Source organism: Aquimarina megaterium XH134, from assembly GCF_000520975.1.
Lineage (GTDB): Bacteria > Bacteroidota > Bacteroidia > Flavobacteriales > Flavobacteriaceae > Aquimarina > Aquimarina megaterium.
The window spans coordinates 239333-263361 of the sequence record NZ_JACB01000015.1 but is presented as its reverse complement, the minus strand read 5'-3'; the positions used below and the strand labels follow the sequence as shown (position 1 = coordinate 263361).

At 33.2% G+C, this 24029-nt stretch carries 20 protein-coding genes; 6 read left to right on the top strand and 14 right to left on the bottom strand.

The genetic code is table 11. The features are described 5' to 3' along the window. The first annotated feature begins 21 nt into the window (after nt 1-21). Together Z053_RS0111485 and fabD are read left to right on the top strand one after the other, a co-directional pair. Entirely contained in the window at nt 22-234 is a 213-nt protein-coding gene (locus Z053_RS0111485; protein ID WP_025665155.1) for a hypothetical protein, read from the top strand. Nucleotides 235-441: 207 nt separating this feature from the next. Beyond that, a complete protein-coding gene (gene fabD, locus Z053_RS0111480) occupies nt 442-1323 on the top strand; it encodes an ACP S-malonyltransferase (RefSeq protein ID WP_025665154.1) in 882 nt (293 codons plus the stop codon). Nucleotides 1324-1420: 97 nt separating this feature from the next. Here the strand turns inward: fabD and Z053_RS0111475 are convergent, their stop codons facing one another. From Z053_RS0111475 to Z053_RS0111450, 6 genes are all read right to left on the bottom strand, one after another. Further along, nucleotides 1421-2698: an alpha/beta hydrolase-fold protein gene (locus Z053_RS0111475; RefSeq protein WP_025665153.1), complete on the bottom strand. Its 1278-nt coding sequence runs from the start codon at nt 2696-2698 to the stop codon at nt 1421-1423. Between the two features lie 28 nt (nt 2699-2726). Further along, nucleotides 2727-4019 carry an alpha/beta hydrolase-fold protein gene (locus Z053_RS0111470; protein ID WP_025665152.1) on the bottom strand — a complete coding sequence of 431 codons (1293 nt, stop codon included), beginning with the start codon at nt 4017-4019 and terminating at the stop codon, nt 2727-2729. A gap of 72 nt (nt 4020-4091) precedes the next feature. Next, nucleotides 4092-4856 carry a hypothetical protein gene (locus tag Z053_RS30075; RefSeq protein ID WP_051476039.1) on the bottom strand — a complete coding sequence of 255 codons (765 nt, stop codon included), beginning with the start codon at nt 4854-4856 and terminating at the stop codon, nt 4092-4094. A 130-nt stretch (nt 4857-4986) separates the two neighbouring features. Then, nucleotides 4987-5754, bottom strand: a complete 768-nt coding sequence (locus Z053_RS0111460; RefSeq protein WP_025665150.1) for a LytR/AlgR family response regulator transcription factor — start codon at nt 5752-5754, stop codon at nt 4987-4989. A gap of 15 nt (nt 5755-5769) precedes the next feature. After that, entirely contained in the window at nt 5770-6777 is a 1008-nt protein-coding gene (locus tag Z053_RS0111455) for a sensor histidine kinase (protein WP_025665149.1), read from the bottom strand. 60 nt (nt 6778-6837) lie between these two features. Beyond that, the gene (locus Z053_RS0111450) at nt 6838-7473 is read right to left on the bottom strand and encodes a LysE family translocator (RefSeq protein ID WP_025665148.1); all 636 of its coding nucleotides are present in this window, start codon (nt 7471-7473) and stop codon (nt 6838-6840) included. A gap of 268 nt (nt 7474-7741) precedes the next feature. On the opposite strand from Z053_RS0111450, the gene Z053_RS0111445 reads away from it, so the two are divergent. Beyond that, on the top strand, nt 7742-8014 hold the full coding sequence (locus Z053_RS0111445) for a hypothetical protein (protein ID WP_025665147.1): 273 nt from the start codon (nt 7742-7744) through the stop codon (nt 8012-8014). A 654-nt stretch (nt 8015-8668) separates the two neighbouring features. Here Z053_RS0111445 and Z053_RS0111435 read toward each other — a convergent pair. The 4 genes from Z053_RS0111435 to Z053_RS0111420 all read right to left on the bottom strand — a co-directional run bounded on the left by Z053_RS0111435 (nt 8669) and on the right by Z053_RS0111420 (nt 15179). Continuing rightward, on the bottom strand, nt 8669-9409 hold the full coding sequence (locus Z053_RS0111435; RefSeq protein WP_025665145.1) for a phosphodiester glycosidase family protein: 741 nt from the start codon (nt 9407-9409) through the stop codon (nt 8669-8671). Between the two features lie 6 nt (nt 9410-9415). Further along, nucleotides 9416-10690, bottom strand: coding sequence for a metal-dependent hydrolase family protein (locus tag Z053_RS0111430; RefSeq protein ID WP_025665144.1), 1275 nt, complete (start codon nt 10688-10690; stop codon nt 9416-9418). A gap of 292 nt (nt 10691-10982) precedes the next feature. Then, a complete protein-coding gene (locus Z053_RS0111425; protein ID WP_025665143.1) occupies nt 10983-13883 on the bottom strand; it encodes a DEAD/DEAH box helicase in 2901 nt (966 codons plus the stop codon). A 150-nt stretch (nt 13884-14033) separates the two neighbouring features. Then, nucleotides 14034-15179 carry a DegT/DnrJ/EryC1/StrS family aminotransferase gene (locus Z053_RS0111420; protein ID WP_025665142.1) on the bottom strand — a complete coding sequence of 382 codons (1146 nt, stop codon included), beginning with the start codon at nt 15177-15179 and terminating at the stop codon, nt 14034-14036. A 105-nt stretch (nt 15180-15284) separates the two neighbouring features. On the opposite strand from Z053_RS0111420, the gene Z053_RS0111415 reads away from it, so the two are divergent. Beyond that, entirely contained in the window at nt 15285-16526 is a 1242-nt protein-coding gene (locus tag Z053_RS0111415; protein ID WP_025665141.1) for a 3-deoxy-D-manno-octulosonic acid transferase, read from the top strand. A 48-nt stretch (nt 16527-16574) separates the two neighbouring features. Here the strand turns inward: Z053_RS0111415 and Z053_RS0111410 are convergent, their stop codons facing one another. The 4 genes from Z053_RS0111410 to Z053_RS0111395 form a co-directional block, all read right to left on the bottom strand. After that, a complete protein-coding gene (locus tag Z053_RS0111410) occupies nt 16575-17231 on the bottom strand; it encodes a DUF2461 domain-containing protein (protein ID WP_025665140.1) in 657 nt (218 codons plus the stop codon). Nucleotides 17232-17245: 14 nt separating this feature from the next. Next, the gene (locus Z053_RS0111405; RefSeq protein WP_024770627.1) at nt 17246-17860 is read right to left on the bottom strand and encodes a deoxynucleoside kinase; all 615 of its coding nucleotides are present in this window, start codon (nt 17858-17860) and stop codon (nt 17246-17248) included. A 173-nt stretch (nt 17861-18033) separates the two neighbouring features. Continuing rightward, nucleotides 18034-18714 (bottom strand): response regulator transcription factor, encoded by a 681-nt coding sequence (locus Z053_RS0111400; RefSeq protein ID WP_025665139.1) that lies wholly within the window; start codon nt 18712-18714, stop codon nt 18034-18036. Next, nucleotides 18707-20179 (bottom strand): sensor histidine kinase, encoded by a 1473-nt coding sequence (locus Z053_RS0111395; protein ID WP_025665138.1) that lies wholly within the window; start codon nt 20177-20179, stop codon nt 18707-18709. The genes Z053_RS0111400 and Z053_RS0111395 overlap by 8 nt, the downstream gene beginning before the upstream one ends. A 123-nt stretch (nt 20180-20302) precedes the next feature. On the opposite strand from Z053_RS0111395, the gene Z053_RS0111390 reads away from it, so the two are divergent. Beyond that, on the top strand, nt 20303-21127 hold the full coding sequence (locus Z053_RS0111390) for a GLPGLI family protein (RefSeq protein ID WP_025665137.1): 825 nt from the start codon (nt 20303-20305) through the stop codon (nt 21125-21127). Nucleotides 21128-21239: 112 nt separating this feature from the next. Beyond that, the gene (locus Z053_RS0111385) at nt 21240-23984 is read left to right on the top strand and encodes a carboxypeptidase-like regulatory domain-containing protein (protein ID WP_025665136.1); all 2745 of its coding nucleotides are present in this window, start codon (nt 21240-21242) and stop codon (nt 23982-23984) included. The last annotated feature ends 45 nt before the right edge of the window (nt 23985-24029 follow it).

The following is a 24029-nucleotide window of genomic DNA, read 5'->3' as shown; positions in this document are numbered from 1 at the left end:
ACGTTAGAATGATTTTATCTTTTGCAAATAGACTCAAATATTACTTTTGAACACAGCGAAGATTTAGATATTGAGGCAGGAAGCAATTTAACTTTTGGTCTGGGATATAAATACAATGATAGATATAGTTTGGAATGTAGATATGGGCTAAGTCATGATATTTTAAATGATTATGTAAATTGGAGTTCTGATTATAAAACACTATCCATAATCTTTGGGTATTCTTTATTTTAAATAAGACACTTGCGTTAGGGATAGTAGTAGAAATCCCGAGTATTGTCTTTTTAAGGCATGATACTGAGTTTGACGAAGTGTTGTCGAGGGATAGATAATACGAGGAATTGTAGCGAATAGCCCGCCCGGACGCCCAAAACAAAAATTCTAGTTACTCGTACCAACTTTATCCTTACTTTTGTCAAAATTTTAAATACACAGTATCATATGAACGCATATGTATTTCCTGGTCAAGGAGCTCAATTTTCCGGAATGGGTCTTGATCTATATGAAAACTCAAACATCGCTAAAGAACTTTTTGATAAAGCTAATGATATCTTAGGGTTTGAGATTACCAAAATTATGTTTGAAGGTACAGCAGATGAGTTAAAACAAACTAAAGTAACACAGCCTGCTATCTTTTTGCATTCTGTTATCTTAAGTAAAGTATTAGGAGATAGTTTTAAACCAGATATGGTTGCAGGGCATTCTTTAGGAGAATTTTCTGCTTTAGTTGCTAACGGAACTCTTAATTTTGAAGATGCATTGCGATTAGTATCTAAACGAGCGATGGCTATGCAAAAGGCGTGTGAGTTGAAACCATCTACAATGGCAGCTGTTCTGGGATTAGAAGATGAGGTGGTAGAGCAAGGATGTGAAGCAACAGATGGGATTGTAGTAGCAGCAAACTATAATTGTCCCGGGCAACTAGTAATCTCTGGTGAAGTAGAAGCTATCGAAAAAGCATGTGAATTGATGAAAGAAAAAGGAGCCCGAAGAGCATTGGTATTACCAGTAGGAGGGGCATTTCATTCGCCATTAATGGAACCTGCCAGAGAAGAATTGGCAGCAGCAATTGAAGCGACTACGTTTAATACGCCCAATTGCCCTGTGTATCAAAATGTGACTACAGAAGCGGTTACAGATCCAGAAGAAATTAAAAAGAACTTGATCGCACAGCTTACAGCACCAGTAAAATGGACGCAAAGTGTACAAAATATGATCAAAGATGGCGCAACATCATTTACAGAAGTTGGACCAGGAAAAGTATTATCGGGATTGGTGAAAAAAGTAGACCGATCTATGGAAACTATTTCTGCTTCGATTTAAGAAATATTCAATACTATAATATAAACCTCGCAGGAGATGCTAAACTAAGTTCGGCATTAGTCTGTGAGGTTTTTTTATGATCAATATCTGCCGTTTACTACTTTTTGTTTTTAAGATTCAATAGGTCTTTTTCATATTCTTGTAATCTCCAGTCAGCATTTTTCTTGCCAAGTCGAATAGCACGTTGATAATACATCGTAGCTTCTTTTTTGTTTTTTAAAGCACGATAAACATCGCCTAATCCATTAACCGGGCGTGCCGCATTGGGGGATTTATTCATGAAAAAGGTATACAACTCTTTTGCTTTCTCGGGTTGGTTGTGTTTCAAATAAAATTCGGCAAAGACACATCCCCAATTTGTTCTTAGGTTTTCAATAAATCCATTGGGTTTAAATTGATTTATAAAGGTGTTAAATGCAGTATGGTTATTTTCATCAGAAGCTTTTTTTACAAGATTCCACATGGTATGTTGTGCAATTTTTTCTGGAAAACCAAATTGCTCTGCTCTCTTTTTATAATAGGTAATTACATTATCCATTCCGCCCAATTTTTTATATTCTTCTAAAGAATCGAACCGAAGTTCTGGATAATTGTGATAATACTGTTTTAAACCGTAATAAAGGGTGTGATATGGGGTAGAGCGATGTTCTTCGTTTTGCAGATAAGTATACTCCCATCTCAATGTGTTGGGAGCTTCTGATTCTAATTTGTTTTTAAGGTATTCGGTCCCCTCTGTTACTACTCCTTCGTTATTGCAAGAAGTAAAAAACAGGAAAGTTTCGAGCTTTTTCTTAGCGCTAAGGATACTATCTAGAGATTTCATTCTGTTTGCTGATATCGGTAAGCTGGTATCATGAATGGGATAAGGACTTGCTGCCAGGTATCCGCTAAACAGTTCTGGGTTTTTGGTCATCGTTTCAATAACAAAACCACCGGCATATTCCCAACCAAATAGTAATCGTTCTCCAGATGTTCTAAGCGTATGATCTACATAAGGAATAAGTTCTTGAGCTATAAAATTTAAAAAGGTTTTTGCTCCAGAGCTAAAATGACCAAATCGCTTGGGGTATGTATTTGTGATACCCACGGTAATATATTCTGGGGTGAGTTTAAATTTTTTAAAGGATTGCGATAAACTTACGCCATGAAGAAAAAGCCGTTGCCCGTCTAATATGTAAACTACAGGATATTTTTTTGAAGAACCATCATAACCCTCAGGTAGAAAGATTTGAATTTTTCTTTCTTCATCCAATATTTTAGAAGGAATTACAACGTTCTTTCCAATAGTATTTTCTGTTATTTGGATTTGCGCAAATGAAGAACAGAAAATAAAACTAAATAGAATACTTAGTAAAAATGGATTTTTAATATTCATAACAATACAATATATCGAATAATAGAAATTACCGTTTGCCTTGTTTCTCAAGTTTGGTTTTGATTTTAGCTAATTGCTCTTCATATTCAGATAAATACTCGGTATCAAATTCTTTGGCTAGTTGTACTGCCTTTTGCTGTGTTTCAAGTGCAACACCCAGTTGATTGTTTTTTTCTAACGCTTCAGATAGACTACTATATGCCCATGGAGATTGGGGGCGATACTGTATTCGTCGTTTAAATACTTGTATAGCTTCTTCGATTCTACCATCTTGTAATAGTTTTCTGCCAATAAATCGCAAAGAATTTACACTATTCCATCGTTCGGCTTTTGGAAGAATAGAAAAACCATATGTTGTCGAAAGTTTTTGATGAAAAGAGTCTATATTCTTTAAAGCATTACCAGGTTGTTTTATGATTTCCCTAAATCTTGGAGACCATTTTTCTTTAGGAAAAATCATTTCTATCGAAGAAAGCAGTGCTTTTATAATACATGCATAATGATCTTCATTAGGGATGACTTCGACTTTTAAGTTTAAGTTTTTTGAAGTAAATGGAGACAAGCGCTTTTTCAACTCTTCCATATTCTTGATATAGGGTTTGTCTTTACTAATATCATTTTCAGAGACACCCAGGTAGAATTGCGCTTTACGATTGGGGTTTTTAACAAAACTCTCTTCAAAAGCATCTATGAAGGTGGTGTTGGGCTGATAGCCCATACCAATCATATCTGCGGTAGCAACAGTAATATGCGCCTGAAACAAATCTGGCTCTTTTGCAAAGGTGTGTAGCGGGTATACACTACTTCCTGATACGCCAACAATGATTCTGTAATCGGCAGCACGATATTGTTCTTTTAAGTATGGAAATAGTTCTTCTTTAAGATGTTTTGTGAATTTATCTGGATCGGCATTAAATTCGAGTTTATCTCTACTAGACCACATGCCATTGGTATAGACATTTGGAGCATAATGTGTTTCTTCTTCAAAGCTAATTACAATAGCTTCGGGCATACGAGTGACAGAACTTAGATGTCTTATGACCCCAGAGATCATTTGAAAAAACTTAACACCATGAGAACCACTTATCATGACTACAGGATACGTATGGTCTTTTGAAGCTACATGAAAACTCTCGGGAATGAAAATATTCATCACCCTATTTTCATCCAGTATCTTAGAATGAAAAGTAATCTTTTCTGCATAAGTGATAGGAGAAGAGGAGATTTTGGATAACGATGATTCATGAGATTGTTGCGCGTTCCCGATAAAAATAAATGTAAATAAAAGAATTGTAAGTATTAAGAAACTGTTCGTTTTCATAATGTGATTGATGAGGATTTTTATTAATAATTGATTTGTTCTTCATACCAAATCATAATGGTTGATTTATGATTACCAATATTCTTCGATATAGTAGATTTTATCTTTTCTAAATTTTATAAGTGTCATTGTACTCTTGGTCTCATGCTCTTGTAATTCTTCTGTAACAATAGCATTTAGTCCAACAATCATATTTACAATTTTCCTTTTCGGAGTATTATTATAGGCTCCTTTTTTTAGGTACTTAACGGTATTGTTATAAAGTAATTTCCTAGAATATATACCGCCATAGCCTGGATGGTTATATTCAAAATCTGTGGTATAAAAGCTGTATAGAAAATCTACGTCTGCTACTGTAGATCCTTTTTTGAAGACTTTTAGATGCGCATTTTTATATCTCTTGAAAATTAATTTTAATTCTTCTTTGGATAAAGGTTTAACTTTTTCATATTCGGCTGCTACGATATCTGTGACTTCTTTCCATCTCGGATCGATATATAGAGATTTTAAATCATTATCGCTGGTTAATTGTTTATAATCAGAAAATTTTTTGCTTCTCGCTATTTTGAATAGTTGTACAAATGCCGCATCGGGTTCTTTTGCCAATGCCCAGGCACATGCTGCATTAAATCGATTAGAAATTTCTTTATCAGACATGTTTGACTGATGCCCTAATACAGCGAATGCTTCTGTGTATTTCTGTCCCGATTTATAGAATTCTTTAGATTGGTATAAATCCCAGGCTTCTTTTAAGAATTTAGAATACGATTCGTTTTCTTGCCCAAATCCCTGGTACATTAAAAAACTCATCAACATAACTACAATTTTATTTCTCATACTTTTAGTAATAACCTGAGTTAAATATAGCATGTAGCCCAAAAGCTAATCTTAAAATAGTGATGAATTGGGATAAAAAAACAGTAAAGCGTTTCTTTTTACTGTTGAATAATGAAGTATTCTTTTGGAATTAGAATTGTACCCATTTTCTGAATGCAGCGGTAGTACTCGAGCTAGTGATTACACTTTGTTCAACACCATCAAGGATAATCAATAATCTGTTTTTACTATGACTGTCCATTGCTTTAATGTGATTGATATTAACCATTTGACTTCTGTTAATTCTAAAGAAGACTTTAGGATCTAACTGATCGGTTAGTGTACCTATTTTTTGCGTTGCTCTATGTATGTTACCTTTTGTATCTGTGATCTTACAAAAATCTCCATATGCCTCAATTAGAGATATTGTATTGGTATCGATTAACTTGATCCCATTTCCTTTTTTAATCACAAAACGTTTTAGGAATTGTCTTTTTTCGGGAGTCATTAATTCTTTAAGTTCTTTAAAAACATTTTTGTCTACCGAAGGCGTATTTTTTGGCAATGCAATAAGTGTTTCATATTTATGAAGTGCTTCAGAAAGTTCTTCTTTCGAATAGGGTTTTAGAATATATGCAATGCCATTAGTTTTAAAAGCGTCTAATAGAAACGTATCATAAGCAGTACAAAAAATAATAGGAGAGGATATAGGTATTTGATCGAAGAGATCGAATGCATTACCGTCTAATAATTGAATATCAGAAAGGATTAAATCATAGCGATGTTTAGATAACAAAACAGAGGCTTCATTTACAGACCTGGACCAATCCAAAGCGAGATGTGACTCAAAATATTCGTTGAGATATAGTTCAAGTTTTTCGTAAGCCGGAATTTCATCTTCTAAAATCAGAATATGCATAGTGTCGGTGGTGTATTATTCTTTTAATGTTAGTAAGGGTAATGAAACAGTAAAATACGTGTTACCTTCTTCTATAGTTATCTCTCTGTCGGAAAGTAAAAGATACCGTTTTTTTATGTTCTGTAAACCGCTTCCCGAAGAATGATTTGTTTCTATAGTGTTTGAGGTATTGTTTTTTACCAGGATATTATCTTCGGTAATCGTAATTTGTGTAGTAATGATTTGATCATTAGTCGGTTTATTATGTTTTACAACATTTTCGATAACTGTCTGTAAAGCACCAGTAGGAAGATACTTGTCTTTTGGTAAGTTGGTTTCTGGTATTTTGAATTCATAAGAATGCCCGAATCGGGTTTTAATCAGAAAGAAATAGTTTTCGGCTAGTTTTATTTCTTCTTCGAGAGAAACAACTTCCTGATCTTTGGTCTGAATGAGATGACGATACAATGCAGCCAATCGCGCGATATATGCTTTTGCTTTTTGTGGAGAAGTATCAATTAAAGCATCAGTAGTATTTAAACTATTAAACAAAAAGTGAGGATCAAATTGTGATCGTAATAGCTTGAGTTCTGTTTCTCGTTGTTCTTTTTCGATCTGATTCACTTTTATAAAGTTTTCGTAATACTTCTTACCCATTAATAATCCCAATGGGATAGCAATATCTACTGCAGAATTGTAGTAGCTTTTAAAGAACAAAAGAGTGCCCATATCAGAAAAAGTAAGTGGATTACCCGAGGACCAAAACTCAAGAAGAAGAGATCCAAATCCAACTAAAATAACACTTGCCAGTGCTAGAATAAAAAACAGAAGATATTTTTTGTTTTTAACCAGTAACTCTACAATAAGATACTTAAAAAGAAATAGTAGGATAATAGTTTTTATCCAAAAAAGAGGCATGTTTATCAGGTATTGTAATAATGCCATGTCCAAAATATAATATCGAGCCATATCCCAAAGGGTAGCCAGAACAAAATAAAAAACTAGAAGTTTATAATCTGATGTATTAAGTTTTAAATATGTCATAGCTTACAAAGATAGTGTTCAAACCAAATAGGAGATTTTTACGTTTTGATTTTAGGTTTGTTATTTCGCTTTTGCGAAAGCAATTTTTACAGCTAATCCTGTTAATACAGAAGCCATAAACCATTTTTGCACTCTTACCCATAATGGATTTTTTGCAAACCAACCCGCCATTTTTGCCGCCGAAATAACAATAAGAAAATTGATTGAAAAACTAATCATAATCTGCATGATCCCTAATTGAAAACTTTGCCCCAAAATTGATCCGTATTCTGGTTTGATAAATTGCGGAAAAAAGGATAAATAAAACAATGCCATTTTAGGGTTGAGTACATTGGTAAGAAGTCCGATATTAAATAGTTTAAGGGGCTTATCTTTTTTTAAAGAACGATCGGCATCAAAGATTTTAGTGCCACCAGATCTAATAGTATTGTAAGCTAAGTATAATAAATAACCAACCCCCAGGAATTTAACAATCATAAAAGCATAAGGTACAGCAAAAAAGATGGCAGTTAACCCAAACGATACCATAAGAATATGAAATAGAAATCCGCAGATAACTCCAAAAAGCGAGATAATTCCTGCCTGTCTCCCCTGGGATAAGGATCTCGAAATAAGATAGATCATATTAGGTCCGGGGGATAGTACCATTATTAATGAGGCGAGAGCAAACAAAAGAAATTCGTTGATAGGGATCATATACTTTATTTACAGGTTTATAGCGTAAAAGTATTGTTTTTTTAGCAGTTCAGAATACTATCCCGTTGTATCGATGCCAAATATGTAATGCCGAATGTAAAACTCTTAAGGCATAATTTAAAATACAACTGGTTTACAGATATCTGTATTTTTCCCTTACGGAAAAACCATAATTTCGCTTTTGTTACGATGTTAAAACCCTAAAGAATACTATTAAAAACCAATTTCTCATATTTCGTAGTACAGTGTACATTTTTAATCTATAGTTATGAATTTGATGGTAAAGCAAATACGATTGATAGAACGAGTTGATCAGCTCATTCGCCTGCAAGCTACAGGGACACCAGAAGAACTGATCTCTAAATTAGGCATCTCAAAAACCAAATTGTACCGCATTATTAATACCATGAAAACTTTAAATGCTCCTATTGAGTATGATATCACACTGCAAAGCTTTGTGTATGTAGAACCAGTAGGATTTACTTTTGGGTTCTATACGAAAAATCAAAAATCAAAAATCCTTAATGGCTTTGGTGGATGATTAGAAAAAGGATTATTTATATTGGCTTAACAATAGTTTTATTTCAAATAGTATTTGGTAGTCAAATTCAAAATATTTGCAATTATACTGTTATCGAAATCAATAAAAGGGAACAAGTAAAAGATTTTAAAAATCCATTTTTACGCATAAAAGTAAGTTATCAGTTTAGTATATAAAAATCCTATTATTATAAACCAATACTAGGACGAAACAGGCAAAACCCCACTTACAGAAGTGGGGGTAGGTACTTATATAAGTAGGTGTATTAATGATATACATGCTACAGGGGGTACTTATGGTAGTGGGTATAGTTCGCTATGATCTGGTTTAGGGGTACTTCAATTAGAGGGGAAGGGTACTTCAATCAGGGGTAGCACTTGCGTTCAACAGAGGTGCTACCTCTGTTTTATACAGGATGCACCTATGTTTGCGCAGGGGGAGGGGTACTCCTGCTAGTAGGGGGAGGGTACTTTGCAAGTACCCTCTGTATACCTTTCTGGTTTTATAAAATGAAATTCCTATCTGTATACTATCACGTTTTAGCTATCGTATTGATTGTTAAAATAATAGGAAAACATGCCTTATAGAACACAGCATTTTTTTTGTGTTGGTATGACTTTAGCTTAGGTGACAATGTCTTTTCTCTTAGATCTATTATTTTGTTTTAGTTTCTCCTATAATTACTCCAAAGTTTCCGTCTAATTGATTCTGGTTTTTAGAGGGTAGGTATACTCTAGATACAAACCCATCGAGATACAAAGCATTTTTGCAACCGTTTTGTTTAAAATAGGAGGCAAAATCATAAAAATTTGTTTTCTCTTTAGAGATTGCAAAAAGTAAATTCCCGTTGGGTAAGATTCCTACCCCGTTTCTAATGTGAAGATTAGAAGAACCTTTTCTAAATTTGGCATGTATTTTTCCATCAATCAAGAGCATAGGGCCTGATTGTGTAGCATATTTGATATGCTCACTATCCGTAAACATCTTTGTGGTACAAATAACAGGTTTGTTTTCTTTGGTTACATAGAATATCCCATTGGGCTGAAGGTAAAAGTTACCATATCCATTTTGAGCCGTATCAATCCTGGCTTTGGTTTCTCCATTTTCAATATAAAGTCCCTGGGGGGATAGATCTTTATTATACATACCCCCGTTCATTGCAAAAACCAATTCCTTGTTTTCTTTTTCAAGTCCTGATTTTAACTCCCGAAAGCTTTTGTAATTAATATTATTCTCATTCTTCCAATAGAAATGTAATTCTTGTTGCAAAGGATTTACCTCGTAGTTTAAAAACCTGGATTTTTCAACCTGAGTTTCTGATTTCTTAACAAAAAAGAAACTGGTTAATAGTACCAGAGCTCCAAGTATTACTATAGAACCAATGAGTTTTTTCATTGTGTACTAGTTCTTATATACTTTTCCGTCTTTCATTACAAACACTACATTCTCCATAGTATTTATGTTTTGGGTTGGATCGTCATTTACTGCTACAATATCGGCTAAGAAACCAGGGTTAATTTGCCCAATCTGATCTTGCATATTCAGGATTTTGGCGTTGGTAGTCGTTGCACTTTGTATAGTTGCCATTGCAGGCATACCCGCTTCGACCATAAAACCAAACTCTTTTCCGTTTTGTCCGTGTTTAAATACTCCGGCATCGGTACCAAAAGCGATACCCACACCGCGATCATATGCTTTTTTAAATGTATTTTGGATTTTTGGACCGATCTCTAGTGCTTTGGGAACAATGATAGCAGGGTAATACCCATCAATAGCTGCTTTTTCGGTAACTTCTTTCCCGGCAGTAATAGTAGGTACCAAATAGGCATCATGCTGTTTCATTAAATCCATAGTTTTTTCACTCATTAATGTACCGTGCTCAATAGTTTTTACACCGCCCAGAATGGCACGTTGCATTCCTTCATCACCATGTGCATGTGCGGCAACATGAAACCCATAATCTTTTGCAGTTTCACATATCGCCTTAATCTCTTCTACAGTAAACTGAGGGTTAGAACTACTTTTTGCTACACTTAATACGCCACCTGTAGCTGTAATTTTGATAAGATCTGCACCATTTTTATAGCGTTGTCGCACTGCTTTTTTTGCATCCTCGACACTATTTACTACGCCTTCTTTTGGGCCAGGATCACCAATCAATGATCTTTTACTGCCATTAGTAGGATCTGCATGTCCGCCAGTAGTAGCCAGAGACTTGCCAGCTGTAAATACCCTGGGGCCTTTTATACGTCCGCTTTTAATTGCTTTTTTAAGCGAAATATTTACTCCACTTCCCCCTAAATCTCGTACTGTAGTAAAGCCTGCCATTAATGTCGTTTTAGCAAACTGAACTGAATTGAAAGCAACATCTGCTTCGCTATCTGTATATTTTTGTAAATACGCCTTTGGATTTGTTTCACCTTCTAGATGTACGTGCATATCGATCAAGCCAGGCAGAACTGTTTTATTTTTAAGATCAATAGTGATATCGTTTTTTTTACCAATAATAAACCCGTTTTCTACTTTAATAATTTTATTTCCAGAAACGACAATTGTTTTTTCGGTAAGAACTTTACCTGCTTTGGTATCGACTAGTTTTCCGCATTGTAAATAGGTGTTTTGAGCAAAAATAGTCGTGCTTATAAATACAAAAAGTATGATGTATAGATATTTCATATGTGAAGTGTGAAAAATTACTATAAATTAAAATTGAGTTTTGAATATACAAAAGGAACAATTTAAAATAAATTGTTGTGATTAAGAGTATGATTATGATTTCTTTTAGAAATAGGCGTTAGCTTTTATAGACCTCATAGATTTCAAAAGCCTGTGAGGTCTTATTGACTACCTTGAATACGTTAGGGATAAGAATAGCGCCCTTTTCACCATTATTTCAAAAAAACATTCGAAATAATGGTGAAAAAACAGCAAATAATGTATTTAAACTCCCCAGGGATTAAATGGATAATTATTTTAATAACTCGTCCAGGTTTTGTTCTATGTATTGTGGAATAGCATTAATATCGATAATCTCATCAGATAAGCCTTTTTTCTTTTCTTGTAATTGCAGTATTTTTTCTTCGATCGTATTTTTAGTAATAAATCGAGTGACCATCACATTATTGGTTTGTCCTATACGATGGGATCTGGCGATTGCTTGCTTTTCGATAAATGGATTCCACCAGGGATCTAATAATACTACATAAGATGCTTTGGTAAGATTTAATCCAACACCTCCTGCTTTTAATGAAATAAAAAACAAATTGATATCATCATTTTGCTGAAACTCATTTACGACGGCTTCTCGATTAGCACTCTTGGTTTGCCCGGTTAACGTTAGATAAGAAATATTATTTGTCGTACACCACTCCTGATACAAATCAAGATGAGATACAAAAGAACTGAAGACAAGTACTTTTTTGTTGGCTTTGACCAATGTGCTTAGGTAATGAGTAACATCCTGAAATTTTCCTGATTGATCTTTTGTTTTATTATCTACAAGTTTAGGATGATTTACAATCTGGCGAAGTTTGGTTAGTGTATTAAGAATATGAATCTTATTTGTTGAAGTAGAATCAATACCCAGAAGTAGATTTCTGGCTGCAGATTTCTGAGATTCGTATTGTTTTTCCTGTTCAGAAAGCATTTCTGTGTATATGGTCTGTTCTGACAATTCGGGAAGATCTTTGGCAACCTGTTCTTTGGTTCTTCTTAATATAAAAGGATCTATTAATGCTTTTAACTCTTTAATACATTCTGGATCCTGATGCTTTTCTATCGGAATTTTAAAGCGATCTTTAAAAAATGGATAGCTGCCTAGCATTCCCGGGTTAATAAATTCCATCTGAGACCAAAGATCTGATAATGAATTTTCTATCGGTGTACCGCTTAAAGAAATCTTGTGAGTAGTACGTATATTGTTTATAGCCTGAAATATTTTAGACTCTTTGTTTTTGATCTGCTGACTCTCGTCTGTGATCAGGTAGGTGAAATTTACTTTTTCTAAGGCAACAATATCTTTTGATACCGTAGTATAGGTGGTAAGAATAATATCGTAAGTCTCTAGATACGGAGTGATTTTTTTGCGATCAGAACCTGTATATTTAACAATATTGAGGTGTGGTGCAAACTTTAATATCTCTTGTGCCCAGTTAAATACAAGAGAAGAGGGGAGTACGATCAAAGCTTTGAGATATGTCTTTACCTCTAGAGGATCACTAAACAATTCTAATCGAATTTTCTCAACCTTTTTATCTATAGGCTCTAACCGTTCTTTTGCATATACCAACATTGCAATAGTTTGCAAAGTTTTTCCTAATCCCATATCATCTGCTAAGCAGGCACCCAATTTGTTGTAATGATGATTGACCAACCATTGCACTCCTTCTTCCTGATAAGGACGTAATGTTGCTTTAAGTTTTGCTGATGGTTCATAATGATAACTGGCAGAATCTTCTATACTAATTTCTTCTGGCGGAATAATATCCTTTAACAAGATGTAATTACTTTTGGTGATACGTATATTTTTATCTTGTATCTGGCCAAAATCTACAAGTTTTTTATATCGCGTCATCCATTCGTTAGGGATAACAAAAACCTGATCTTCATCGATCGGAAAAAAACGATTATTTTGCTTAATAAATGGTATAAATTTTAAAAAAGGAATTTTCTGATCTCCAATGGTAACAACTCCTTTAATATCAAACCAATCATTCTCTTGTTGACTACCGATTTCAATAGTATATGGAGCAATATTAATTGTTCTATCATCTACTAGAGGTAGTTTTATCTCAAATCCATCAGCTTCTAATTGGGTTTTGTTCGATTTTAGCCAATTCAGAATTTCAAAAGGATCATCAGAAGCTTTAGTTTCTAATAGTAGGTTATTATTTACCTGTAGCCCTTTGGATGTGAGTAGGCCAATGATTTCTTGTTCGGCTTCCGGATCACGTTTGGTCTGAATAATCTGAATTTGATCATCATTTTCTAAACGCACATTAGAAACCGTAGTTTTTGTACTATTATAATCAAAAAGAATAGTATTGTATTCAAAAATAACCTTAATCACATAAGTATTCTGGATAAAATCCTGGATGATTTCTATCCCATAAGATGCTATGTTTTTATGTGTAATGATATCAAAACCATGAGTTATAACATCTATATTTTTGATTATTGGGATGATTACTTTTTCGAGGTAAATTTTGATATGTTTATGAGCAATGGTAATTTTTTCCTTATCAAAAAAGGGTTTTAATTTATTAGCGTTTAGGTTTTCAATTTGATATAGGTATTTATCTACAATAATCCAGGAAGGCTCATTAAGTAGTATTCTAATATCATTATTTTTAGGAATAATGAGTGTGTCTTTATTTTTTAGAGAAAAAGCATATTCAATACCTTCATCTGTCTTAGTGAATTCGAGAATAGGTTTGAGTATCGTATTACCAATCGATAATTTATGATTTTCGAAGGGATCTTTTCTTTGAGCATTACTTGTTATTGCATATTGATGTGTAACAATCAAGGAATAGAAAACAGATAATTTTTTACTTATATAATCAAGTACTACTTCTTTTATTTTTGGATCTTTTAATACCTCTGAAAAACGTAAACTTTTTCTCCTTTTTACGGGCATAAATTGTTGCTCTAATGTTTTGATTTTTAGATGCGAACATATCTCTAACAATTGCTCATGGGGAGTGTCCCGAAATTCTATGTTGTAGCTTTCCAAAGTTTCGGGGATTGCTTGTTTTTCTACATAACCAAGATGTCCATTAGTTATTGGTACAACATATGCTTCTGGTAAGAGCGGGATTTCAGAAAAATTATGATCTACAAGATTATAACAGATGCAAAGTGAATCCATGAAAAAGGAATAAGTTTAAGAGGTTAAATTAGGTGTTGAAAAGATTAGATTTCTTTTTCTTCTTTCATTTCAAACAAAATCGAAAAACATCAAAGAAATTCTTCTTCAATGTTTTTCGACTTTATCTAATTTTTTTAGTTTTTAAATATTTTAGATTGTGACGGATTTGCCTACAAAATTGATAACAGTACTGGTGATAAAATCAATTTGTTCATCATCTAATTCTGTATGCATTGGTAAAGAAATCACTTCTTTTACCAACTGATTGGTTATAGGGAAATCGGCTTCATTATAGCGTTCATCCTGATATGCTTTTTGGCTGTGCAGAGGGATAGGGTAATAAACACCACAAGGAATTCCATTATCATTTAGATGTTTAACCAGAGCATCACGATCTACATCGATCACTCTAAGCGTATATTGATGAAACACATGTGTGTCTTCTTTATCAATTATAACAGGAGTAATAATATGTTCCTGATCGGTAAAAGCTGTCGTGTATTTTTTTGCTGCCTCTCGTCGGGCATCATTATAGCGATCCAGGTTGGGAAGTTTTATTCTTAGCACAGCTGCTTGAATAGAATCCAGACGGGAATTTACACCTACAACATCATGATGATATCTCGTATACATTCCGTGGTTTACAATCCCTCTTATGATATGTGCTAAATCATCATCATTAGTAAAAATAGCACCTCCATCTCCATAACATCCTAAATTTTTGGAAGGGAAAAAAGAAGTAGAAGCCACATGGCCAATAGTTCCTGATTTTGAAGTGCTTCCATCTTTAGAATGGTAACTCCCTCCAATACCTTGGGCATTATCTTCTATTACATATAAATCATGCTCTTTGGCAATGGCCATAATAGCATCCATATTGGCAGATTGCCCAAATAGATGTACAGGTACAATAGCTTTTGTCTTAGGAGTAATTGCTTTTTTTATAGCTTCGGGATCAATATTAAAAGAATCTGGCTCTACATCTACTAGTACAGGAGTAAGCTGTAGTAAGGCAATTACTTCTACTGTAGCAGCAAAAGTAAAATCTGCCGTTATTACTTCATCACCAGGTTGTAGACCTAGTCCCATCATAGCAATCTGTAATGCATCTGTACCATTTGCACAAGGGATAACATGTTTTATACCAAGATAATCCTCTAGTTCTTTTTGAAAACTATGTACTTCGGGGCCATTAATAAAAGCTGTAGATTGCACAACATCGAGAACAGATGAATCTATGCGTTCTTTGATTTGTTCATATTGACCCTTAAGGTCAACCATTTGTATCTTCTTCATAAATGTTTTATTGTAACCTCACGAAAGTACAAAATATTGATACTATTGTCAATGTAATTTTAGATAAAAGAAATGTATTTTAGCATTTCATAAAAATTATCATTTTTGGGCATTTTATATAACATCTTTATTGCAATATTTAATAGCATACTTCCTGTAATAGGTCTATTAAGTCCTAAACTTAAATTATTTGCTAATGGAAGGAAAACAGTTTTCGAAACTCTTGAGCAGCATTTCCCTTCTCAAGATCGTATTCTCTGGTTTCATTGTGCATCTTTGGGAGAATATGAGCAAGGTGTTCCGGTAATAGAGGGGTTAAAGAAAAAATATTCGGATCATAAAGTATTGGTTACTTTTTTTTCTCCTTCTGGTTACGAAGCTAAAAAAAATAGTACACTGGCTGATATTATTGTATATCTGCCTATAGATACAAATGCAAATGCTATTCGGTTTATTCAATTGGTAAAACCCGAACTTGCTGTTTTTGTGAAATATGAGTTTTGGCCTAATTACCTAAAAGTATTGCAAAACAGAAATGTTCCAGCAGTATTTATATCTGCTACATTTAGAGAAGATCAGGCATTTTTTAAATGGTATGGTGGTTTTATGAGAAAAACATTGCAGACCGTAGATCACTTTTTTGTTCAGGATAAAATATCACAAACACTAATAGAAAAACAAGGTTTTGCCAACGTTACATTGAGTGGAGATACACGTTTTGATCGTGTGTCACACCAAATAGAAATGGATAATCATGTTGATTTTATTTCAGAATTTATTAATGAGCGACTTTGTATAGTAATGGGAAGCTCATGGCCAGAAGACGAAGAGGTTTTTATGGATTATATAAACGAAGCTTCGGATAAGGTTTGTTTTATTATTGCTCCTCACGAAATAAAAGATAATAGCACAAATACATTAAAACGAAAGATTAAAAAGAAAACCGTTTTATATTCTGAAAAAGAAGGAAAAGTGCTAAAAGATCAGCAGGTGTTCATAGTGAATACAATAGGATACTTGTCTCGGGTATACAGTTATGCAGATATAGCATATGTTGGTGGAGCTATGGGAACAGGGGGATTACATAATATTTTAGAACCAGCAACTTTCGGAATCCCTATTGTTATCGGTAAAAATTTTGAAAAATTTAGAGAGGCCAAGCAGCTTCAAAAGTTGGCTGGGCTATTTTCGGTTTCAAGTGCTGATGAATTTAACCAGGTACTAAATAAGCTTGTCGAGGGTAAAAAGTTTAGAGAAAAAACAGGAATGATTTCTGGTCACTTTATCAATAGTAATACTGGAGCTACGGCAATGATTATGGCATATTTAACTAAGAAAATTAATTAAAATAAAAAAGCTGAAAAACAACAAAGAATCGTTGATTTTTATTTTTAGCTATACGGTAACGGCCTGATTAAAATATCGTCTAAACGGAAGCATTTCTTTATATACAGTAATCACTTTATCCATAAAATCATCTCTCAGTATATCTTTTTGATTTAGAGGATGAATAACGGCAAATGTTCTATGGCGTAGCAAGTCAATATATTCATGATCAGAAGAGTATCCTTTAGGAGTAGTTTTTAGTTTGTCTTTATCTAAATACATCCCTCCAAAGGTCTGTTTAAAGCTTTTTTTGTTTAAAATTTTCACCAGTTCTTCACCATTATAATCAATTGCTTCTCGAATACTATTTAGCATTTTGTTTTCTGGTCTCCAGTAACCGCCAGCTAACTCACATTCGTTAATCCCAATTTGGATATAAAAATCACCTTGTTTGGTACGTTGATCTAGTCCTGCTGCAAAATGATCTTTATAAACCGGTTTATTTGGGTGAAAAAGTAAATTGTTATTAATACGATTAATACCTTTTTTGCCTGAAGTAGGATAGTAATTTGGATCTATTGCGGCCAATTTCCCATCTAATTCATCTAGCCATTGTATAAATGAATTACGAATAGTTTGATACTGTTTTCTATTAGCATCCATCCATTCTTTATGATTATTGGCCTGTAAATCTTGTAAAAACTGAAAGAGCGCATTAAAATCCATCTTGATCCAAAGAATTAGAACAACCCGTTTAACTCGGCATCAATACGATTTATAATATTGCCCAAATCCTCGGGGTTATCTACAAAATTGATATTGTCTACATCTACAATAAGAAGGTTGCCTTTATCATAATCATGCGCCCAGGCTTCATATCGTTCATTAAGCCTGCTTAGATAATCAATACTAATTGTATTTTCATATTCACGCCCACGTTTATGAATCTGATTTACCAGGTTAGGAATACTACTTCTAAGATAAATTAGTAAATCAGGACCTTCTACTACATTTTCCATAAGGTCAAAAAGTGACCTGTAGTTTTCAAAATCGCGATTGGTCATAAGCCCCATTGCATGTAAGTTTGGAGCAAAAATGTATGCATCCTCATAGATCGTTCTATCCTGGATAATATCTTTTCCGCTTTCACGAATATCTAATATTTGTCTAAAACGACTATTAAGGAAATAAATCTGAAGATTAAAAGACCAACGCTCCATCTTATTATAAAAATCCTCTAGATAAGGGTTCTCTAATACATCTTCAAAATGAGCTTCCCATTTATAATGTTTAGCAAGTAATCGGGTCAATGTAGTTTTTCCGGCTCCGATATTTCCAGCTATTGCTATATGCATAGTTGATTATTTTTCTTGAGGGGTTTTGTAAAAATGTGTGATAAAGTTCGGACGTAAATATAGTGGATTTTATGAGTAACATAAAAAGGATGGAAAAGAATTTCGGTAAGATGCATATTTTAAAAACCTAAGTGCTTGTTTAATCAATATTAAATAACGTATAAAAATTGATTTTAGCATACTAGTTTATACCCATATCCTCTTACATTAATAATTTGAATGGATTCGTCTTGCTTTAGTTTTTTGCGAAGTTTAGTGATAAATACATCCATACTTCTACCACTAAAGAAATCATCATCACCCCAAAGTTTTTTAAGAATTATAGAACGATCCAGTACTTGATTTTTGTTTTTGATAAGGTGAAACAGCAGGTGGGCTTCTCTATGTGTAAGTTGTGATGTTTCTTCTTTGTAGGTAAGTAATTGCTTAGGGAAATCGAAAGTATAGGCACCAATACTAATAATTTCTGCACTCTGTTGTAAGGTAATACGATGTAATAAATTATTGATTCTTACGATCAATTCTTCCATACTAAAAGGTTTTTTTAGGTAATCATTACCACCAATGGTAAATCCTTCTACTACATCTTGTGTTTGAGACTTAGCTGTAAGAAATATGATAGGAATGGTGCTATCTTCTTGTCGAATTTCTTTGGCGAGCGTAAAGCCATCTTTTTTAGGCATCATAACGTCCAGAACAAGCAGTTTGGGCTGTACAGATTTGTATACATCATAGGCTTCTTCACCATTTTTAGCCAGGTGTACTTTAAAACTTCTGGTTTCCAGGCTCTCCTTAATGATTTGACCTAGAGAAGGTTCATCTTCTGCAAGTAGTATTTCGATTGTTTCAGCCATTAGGTAAAGTAATTTTGAAATTGGTTAATCCTTGATCTAATGATAATTGTATAGTTCCTTTATGTTTTTCGATAATGGTTTTGGTATAAAAAAGACCGATGCCAAAACCTTTAACGTCGTGCGTATTTCCTTTAGGTACACGATAGAATTTCTCGAATATTTTCTCTTTATGAGCTTTGGTTAATCCTGTCCCATTATCTCTAATTTCTATGATGATATGTGGATCTGCGTTTAAAATACTAATACCCACTGTGTTTCCTCCATATTTAATTGCATTATCAACAATATTATTTATGGCATTTTCAAAGTGAAATACATCTATTTTTCTCCAAATATTCTCATGAGAATTGGTGAAGGTTATATTCTTTTCGGGTGAATTTACCTTATGTTTTTCTGCAATAGTATGAATCAGTTTTGTTAAATTCGTTTCTTCCAGATTTAATTGCAATTCATCACTGTCTAATGTGGCCGTTTCTAGAATCTTTTCGACCATGGTATTAAGTTTGTTTAATTGACCCGAAGACATTTCGATATACTTTTTTGTCTTTTTCTGATCGTTTTCCTGATTGAAATTTTGAATACCTTCCAGGGCAGCACTTATGGTGGCAATAGGAGTTTTAAATTCGTGTGTGATATTACTTATTAAATCGTTTTTAAGCGCAGCCAGATGTTTTTGATGGTTAATGATTTTTAGTAAAAATAAAAGACATGCAATCACAGCACTTACTAATAAAAAAGAAAGGGTAATACTAATTAAGTTTTTCTTAAATATGACTAGTTTTTCATTAGTAAAAAATAATTGTAACGAACTTGTTTTTGGTAGGTATAGCGATTTTGAAGAAGTACTCAAAATAGCAGATTTAATAATGTCGCTTTTAGTTTCTTTTTTTTCTCCCAAAGTATCGTTGAACTTTAGTCCAAAATCTACAGCAATTTTTTTGCGTAAAAATTCTTGTTGTACCAAAGAATCTATTTTTTTCAGTTGAAGTGAATCTTGAGTAATTGAAACTACAATTTTAGAAGTCAGTTGCTCAAATATGTCATTTTGATTTGTACTATCATTAAACCTATTGGTCGTTACAGATATGTGTCTACGACTCTCTCTATGTTTATGCTCCCGTTTGTTAAGTATAGAGATACCAGTCATATCTATACTATCCGGAATTTGGAATCTTTTGAAATTTATGGTGTCAGAATCTATTTTCTTCAATAATATTTTGAAATCTCCTTTTTCAAAGAAATTTTTAAGGTTGGTAGAATCTGAGACAAATCCTATTGTGTTTTCCTCGGCAAGTTTAGTATAATATTGATTAACGGCATTGTCTAAGCTAATTTGTACCTCGTTAATTAACTGTTGTTTTCCGATTTGATAGTTCTTGTAGTTCCAATACACCTGTATTCCTAATGTAATTACAATTACAGTAGTGATAAAATATAATATATTCTTGTAGCTTCCTTTTCGCATACTTCAAAAGTAAGGTTCTTATCTTATATAAAACCAATCGGTTAACACACGTTAACACTGGTTAACCTTCTGGTTAGGATTCAGTTTTCATATTTGTAGTGTATTAATCAAAAAAATCTAATCATGGTACGAATTATAATATTGATAACACTATTTATGTTTGAAAGCCTGTTTGCCCAGGATTTTCAGGGTGTTGTAACATATAAGACCAATAGAAAAGTGGATCTTAATATGGAAGACTCTAAAATGAATGCTGATATGCAAAAACAACTTCAGGAGATGTTGAAAAAGCAATTTCAAAAAGAGTATGTATTAAATTTTAATACTTCAGAATCGATATACAAAGAAGAAGAAAGCTTGGGAGCACCACAACCCGCCTCTGGGGTTCAGATTGTAATTGCAGGATCTGGAGCATCTAATGTTTTGTATAAAAACATTAAAGAAAAACGCTTTGCCAGAAAACAAGATATGATGGGTAAACTATTTCTGGTAAAAGACAAGCTGGAAAAATTAGATTGGAAGCTTGAGGATGAAACAAAAAAAATAGGGAATTATACGTGTTATAAAGCAACGGCAAAACGAATGGGGCAGCGTATGCGAAATATGACAATTAGTGTTGATAGTGAAGAAGAAATGACAGAGCCTGAAGAAGAAGAAATTACAATTACGGCTTGGTATACACCAGAGATACCAATCTCTCATGGACCCGGAAGTTATTGGGGACTTCCTGGTTTGATATTAGAAATCAATGATGGGGATCAAAGTATACTAAGTACTAAATTGGTGTTGAATTCAAAAAAGAAAATTGATATTAAAGAACCGACAAAAGGTAAGGTTGTTACAGAAGAAAAATTTGAAAAAACAATGGAAAAGAAAATGAAAGAAATGAGAGATAGAATGAATACACGAGGAGGTAGTGGAGATTTCGAAATTCGAATCGGAGGATAAAATTTATATTCTAACCTAACACAATACTAATTAGACAACAGTAACTCTACTCTTCATCAAGAGTTACTGTTTCTATAACTCTGGTTATAGAAATAGATAAAATCATTATAAAATGCATAAAAAATTAGGACTATTGGTATTCCTTATAGGGATATCCCTGGCATCTACTGCCCAAAAAGTACAAATTACAGGTTTTGTTAAAGATTCATTAGGTGATCCTATTGCAATGGCTAATGTAATTGCATATAAGAAGTTAGATAATGCTATGACTAGTTATGGTATCACGAATGATCAGGGTAGGTACAAAATTTCAGTTCCTAATAATGAAACATATCTGCTAAAAGTTAGTTTTATCGGTCTTACCGCAGAAACAAAATCAATTACGGTAACTACCAAAGATGTGATTTCAGATTTTGAAATGAAATCCGAAGAAAATAGCCTGGACGAAGTAGAAATTGTTTATGAGATGCCAGTAGTAGTAAAAGGAGATACTTTGGTGTATAATACCGATTCTTTTGTGAATGGTACAGAAAAGAAATTGGGAGATGTGTTAGAAAAACTACCAGGAGTAGAGGTTAATGAAAATGGAGAAATTGAAGTCGAAGGTAAAACTGTTTCTAAGGTAATGGTAGAGGGGAAAGACTTTTTTGACGGAGATTCTAAACTGGCAACAGAAAATATCCCTGCTGATGCACTGGATAAGGTTGAGGTGTTACGTAATTATGAAGACGTAGGACAAATGCGTGGGTTGCGTAATTCGCAAGATCAGATAGCTATTAATATCAAATTAAAAGAAGGGAAAAAGAACTTCTGGTTCGGTGATATAACCGCAGGTTCTGGAGTAGGAGAGACAGAACGCTATATCGTAAAACCTAAACTGTTTTATTATAGCCCAAAGTACAGTATTAATGTGCTTACAGATATTAATGATATTGGCGAAGTTCCTTTTACGATGAGAGATTATTTTAATTTCACAGGAGGTTTTAGAAATTTAGGTCGTGGAGGTACGTCTTTTAGCATTTCTACAGATGATCTTGCTTTTGCTACATTACAAAATAATAGAGCTAATGAAGTTGATACCAAATTTGGTGCGGCAAACTTTAGTCTTACAGCCAATAAAAAACTAGATCTTAGTGGATATGGAATCGCAAGTGATACCAGAGTAGATTTGATCACTAATACACAGAGAGTATATATTGATGATACTTCAGATCCTACAGATAACACGACAGAAGAAACTATTGATAACACCTGGCAACGAAGTAAGTTGGGTTTATTAAAATTAAGTGCAAGTTATAGACCTAACAGCAATTTTAGAATAGATTATGATATCTTCGGAAAACTTTCCAGGCAAAAGGAGGATGGTGCTTTTCGATCTATAAGACCAACAGTTTCTGAAGATATAAATGAAAAACTTGAAAATTCTACATTTTCGATCCAGCAAAATATGAATGCGTATTATACATTAGGTACAAAGCATATATTTTCATTAGAAGCACAACATCTATTTCAAAATGAAGATCCTTTTTATAATGCAATACGATCAGAAATTCCTTTTAGGGGAGTTTTTACACAAATCAATAATCCTTTACTTCCTGATACAGATACTTTTGATCCATTAGAAGAGTCTGAAAACTATAGTATTAATCAACAAAAAGAAGTGAAAACAAATAAGCTGGATGCAAAACTGGATTATTATTATGTGTTAAATAAGAAAAGTAACCTCAATTTCACATTAGGAAGTACACTAAGCACTCAAAGTTTTGATTCTAATATTTTTCAGATTTTGGATAATGGAAATCAAAATAACTTTGAAGCCAATGAGTTTAATAACGATGTAAAATATAGCTTTAATGATCTATATGCTGGTTTGCATTATAAGTTTATTAAAGGGATTTTTACATTTAATCCCGGGGTGAGTGTGCATAATTATAGCTTAAAAGATCAACAATTGGGAACCGAAATAACTCAGAATGAATGGCAGGTGTTACCAGATCTTTTTGTTTTAGCTCAATTAAGGCAAAATGAAAGTTTACGATTTAATTATTCGATAACAGCAGAGTATACAGATGTTAACCGTTTGGCAACTGGGTATGTGTTTAATAATTATAATTCATTGTTTCAGGGAAACCGAAATCTAGAAAATTCATTATATGATAATTATTCATTAAACTATTTTAATTTTAATATGTTTAATTACACTAATATTTTTGCTCAGATATCGTATAGCAATCGGCGTAATCCTATTAAGAATACGAGTGTGATTACGGGAATAAATAGAGTAGATACACCTATTAATTCTAATATGGAAGATCAAATACTTTCTGCCAACGGAAATTTTGCTCGTACGTTTGGAAAAATAAAAGGAAGCCTGAGAGCAAATATAAGTTGGTCGAGTTTTAATAATATTGTAAATACGCTCCCAAGTGAAAGTGTAAGTTTTACACAAGTGTATAGTACAGAATGGTCAACCAATTTTAAAAAAGGACCTAATTTTGATTTAGGATATAGTCTTACAGTTAATGATTATGATAATAACGGAGCCAAAAACACATTTTATACAAGTCAACCATTTGCGAGATTAGATTGGTCTTTTGCCAAAGGGTTTTTGATAAAATCATCGTATAGGTATTATGATTATCGCAATACAAAAACAACTCTAAATGAATATAGTTTTTGGGATGCAGATTTGTTTTATCAAAAGCCTAATAGTAAATGGGAGTATAAACTGTCGATAACCAATATTCTGGATACCAAAAGTATCAATCAAGATAATTTTAATGAATTATATAACAGCACATCGAGTTATGTGATCCAGCCTCGTTATTGGATTTTCAGTATAAAATATAATCTGTAATTATAGTATAGATGATTACGACCAATTAGAGGTAATCTAAAAAAA

Coding starts and splice junctions, on each gene's coding strand:
- fabD (WP_025665154.1), top strand. CDS start 442: ATGAACGCATATGTATTTCCTGGTCAAGGAGCTCAATTTTCCGGAATG.
- Z053_RS0111475 (WP_025665153.1), bottom strand. CDS start 2,698: ATGAATATTAAAAATCCATTTTTACTAAGTATTCTATTTAGTTTTATT.
- Z053_RS0111470 (WP_025665152.1), bottom strand. CDS start 4,019: ATGAAAACGAACAGTTTCTTAATACTTACAATTCTTTTATTTACATTT.
- Z053_RS30075 (WP_051476039.1), bottom strand. CDS start 4,856: ATGAGAAATAAAATTGTAGTTATGTTGATGAGTTTTTTAATGTACCAG.
- Z053_RS0111460 (WP_025665150.1), bottom strand. CDS start 5,754: ATGCATATTCTGATTTTAGAAGATGAAATTCCGGCTTACGAAAAACTT.
- Z053_RS0111455 (WP_025665149.1), bottom strand. CDS start 6,777: ATGACATATTTAAAACTTAATACATCAGATTATAAACTTCTAGTTTTT.
- Z053_RS0111450 (WP_025665148.1), bottom strand. CDS start 7,473: ATGATCCCTATCAACGAATTTCTTTTGTTTGCTCTCGCCTCATTAATA.
- Z053_RS0111445 (WP_025665147.1), top strand. CDS start 7,742: ATGAATTTGATGGTAAAGCAAATACGATTGATAGAACGAGTTGATCAG.
- Z053_RS0111435 (WP_025665145.1), bottom strand. CDS start 9,409: ATGAAAAAACTCATTGGTTCTATAGTAATACTTGGAGCTCTGGTACTA.
- Z053_RS0111430 (WP_025665144.1), bottom strand. CDS start 10,690: ATGAAATATCTATACATCATACTTTTTGTATTTATAAGCACGACTATT.
- Z053_RS0111425 (WP_025665143.1), bottom strand. CDS start 13,883: ATGGATTCACTTTGCATCTGTTATAATCTTGTAGATCATAATTTTTCT.
- Z053_RS0111420 (WP_025665142.1), bottom strand. CDS start 15,179: ATGAAGAAGATACAAATGGTTGACCTTAAGGGTCAATATGAACAAATC.
- Z053_RS0111410 (WP_025665140.1), bottom strand. CDS start 17,231: ATGGATTTTAATGCGCTCTTTCAGTTTTTACAAGATTTACAGGCCAAT.
- Z053_RS0111405 (WP_024770627.1), bottom strand. CDS start 17,860: ATGCATATAGCAATAGCTGGAAATATCGGAGCCGGAAAAACTACATTG.
- Z053_RS0111400 (WP_025665139.1), bottom strand. CDS start 18,714: ATGGCTGAAACAATCGAAATACTACTTGCAGAAGATGAACCTTCTCTA.
- Z053_RS0111395 (WP_025665138.1), bottom strand. CDS start 20,179: ATGCGAAAAGGAAGCTACAAGAATATATTATATTTTATCACTACTGTA.
- Z053_RS0111390 (WP_025665137.1), top strand. CDS start 20,303: ATGGTACGAATTATAATATTGATAACACTATTTATGTTTGAAAGCCTG.
- Z053_RS0111385 (WP_025665136.1), top strand. CDS start 21,240: ATGCATAAAAAATTAGGACTATTGGTATTCCTTATAGGGATATCCCTG.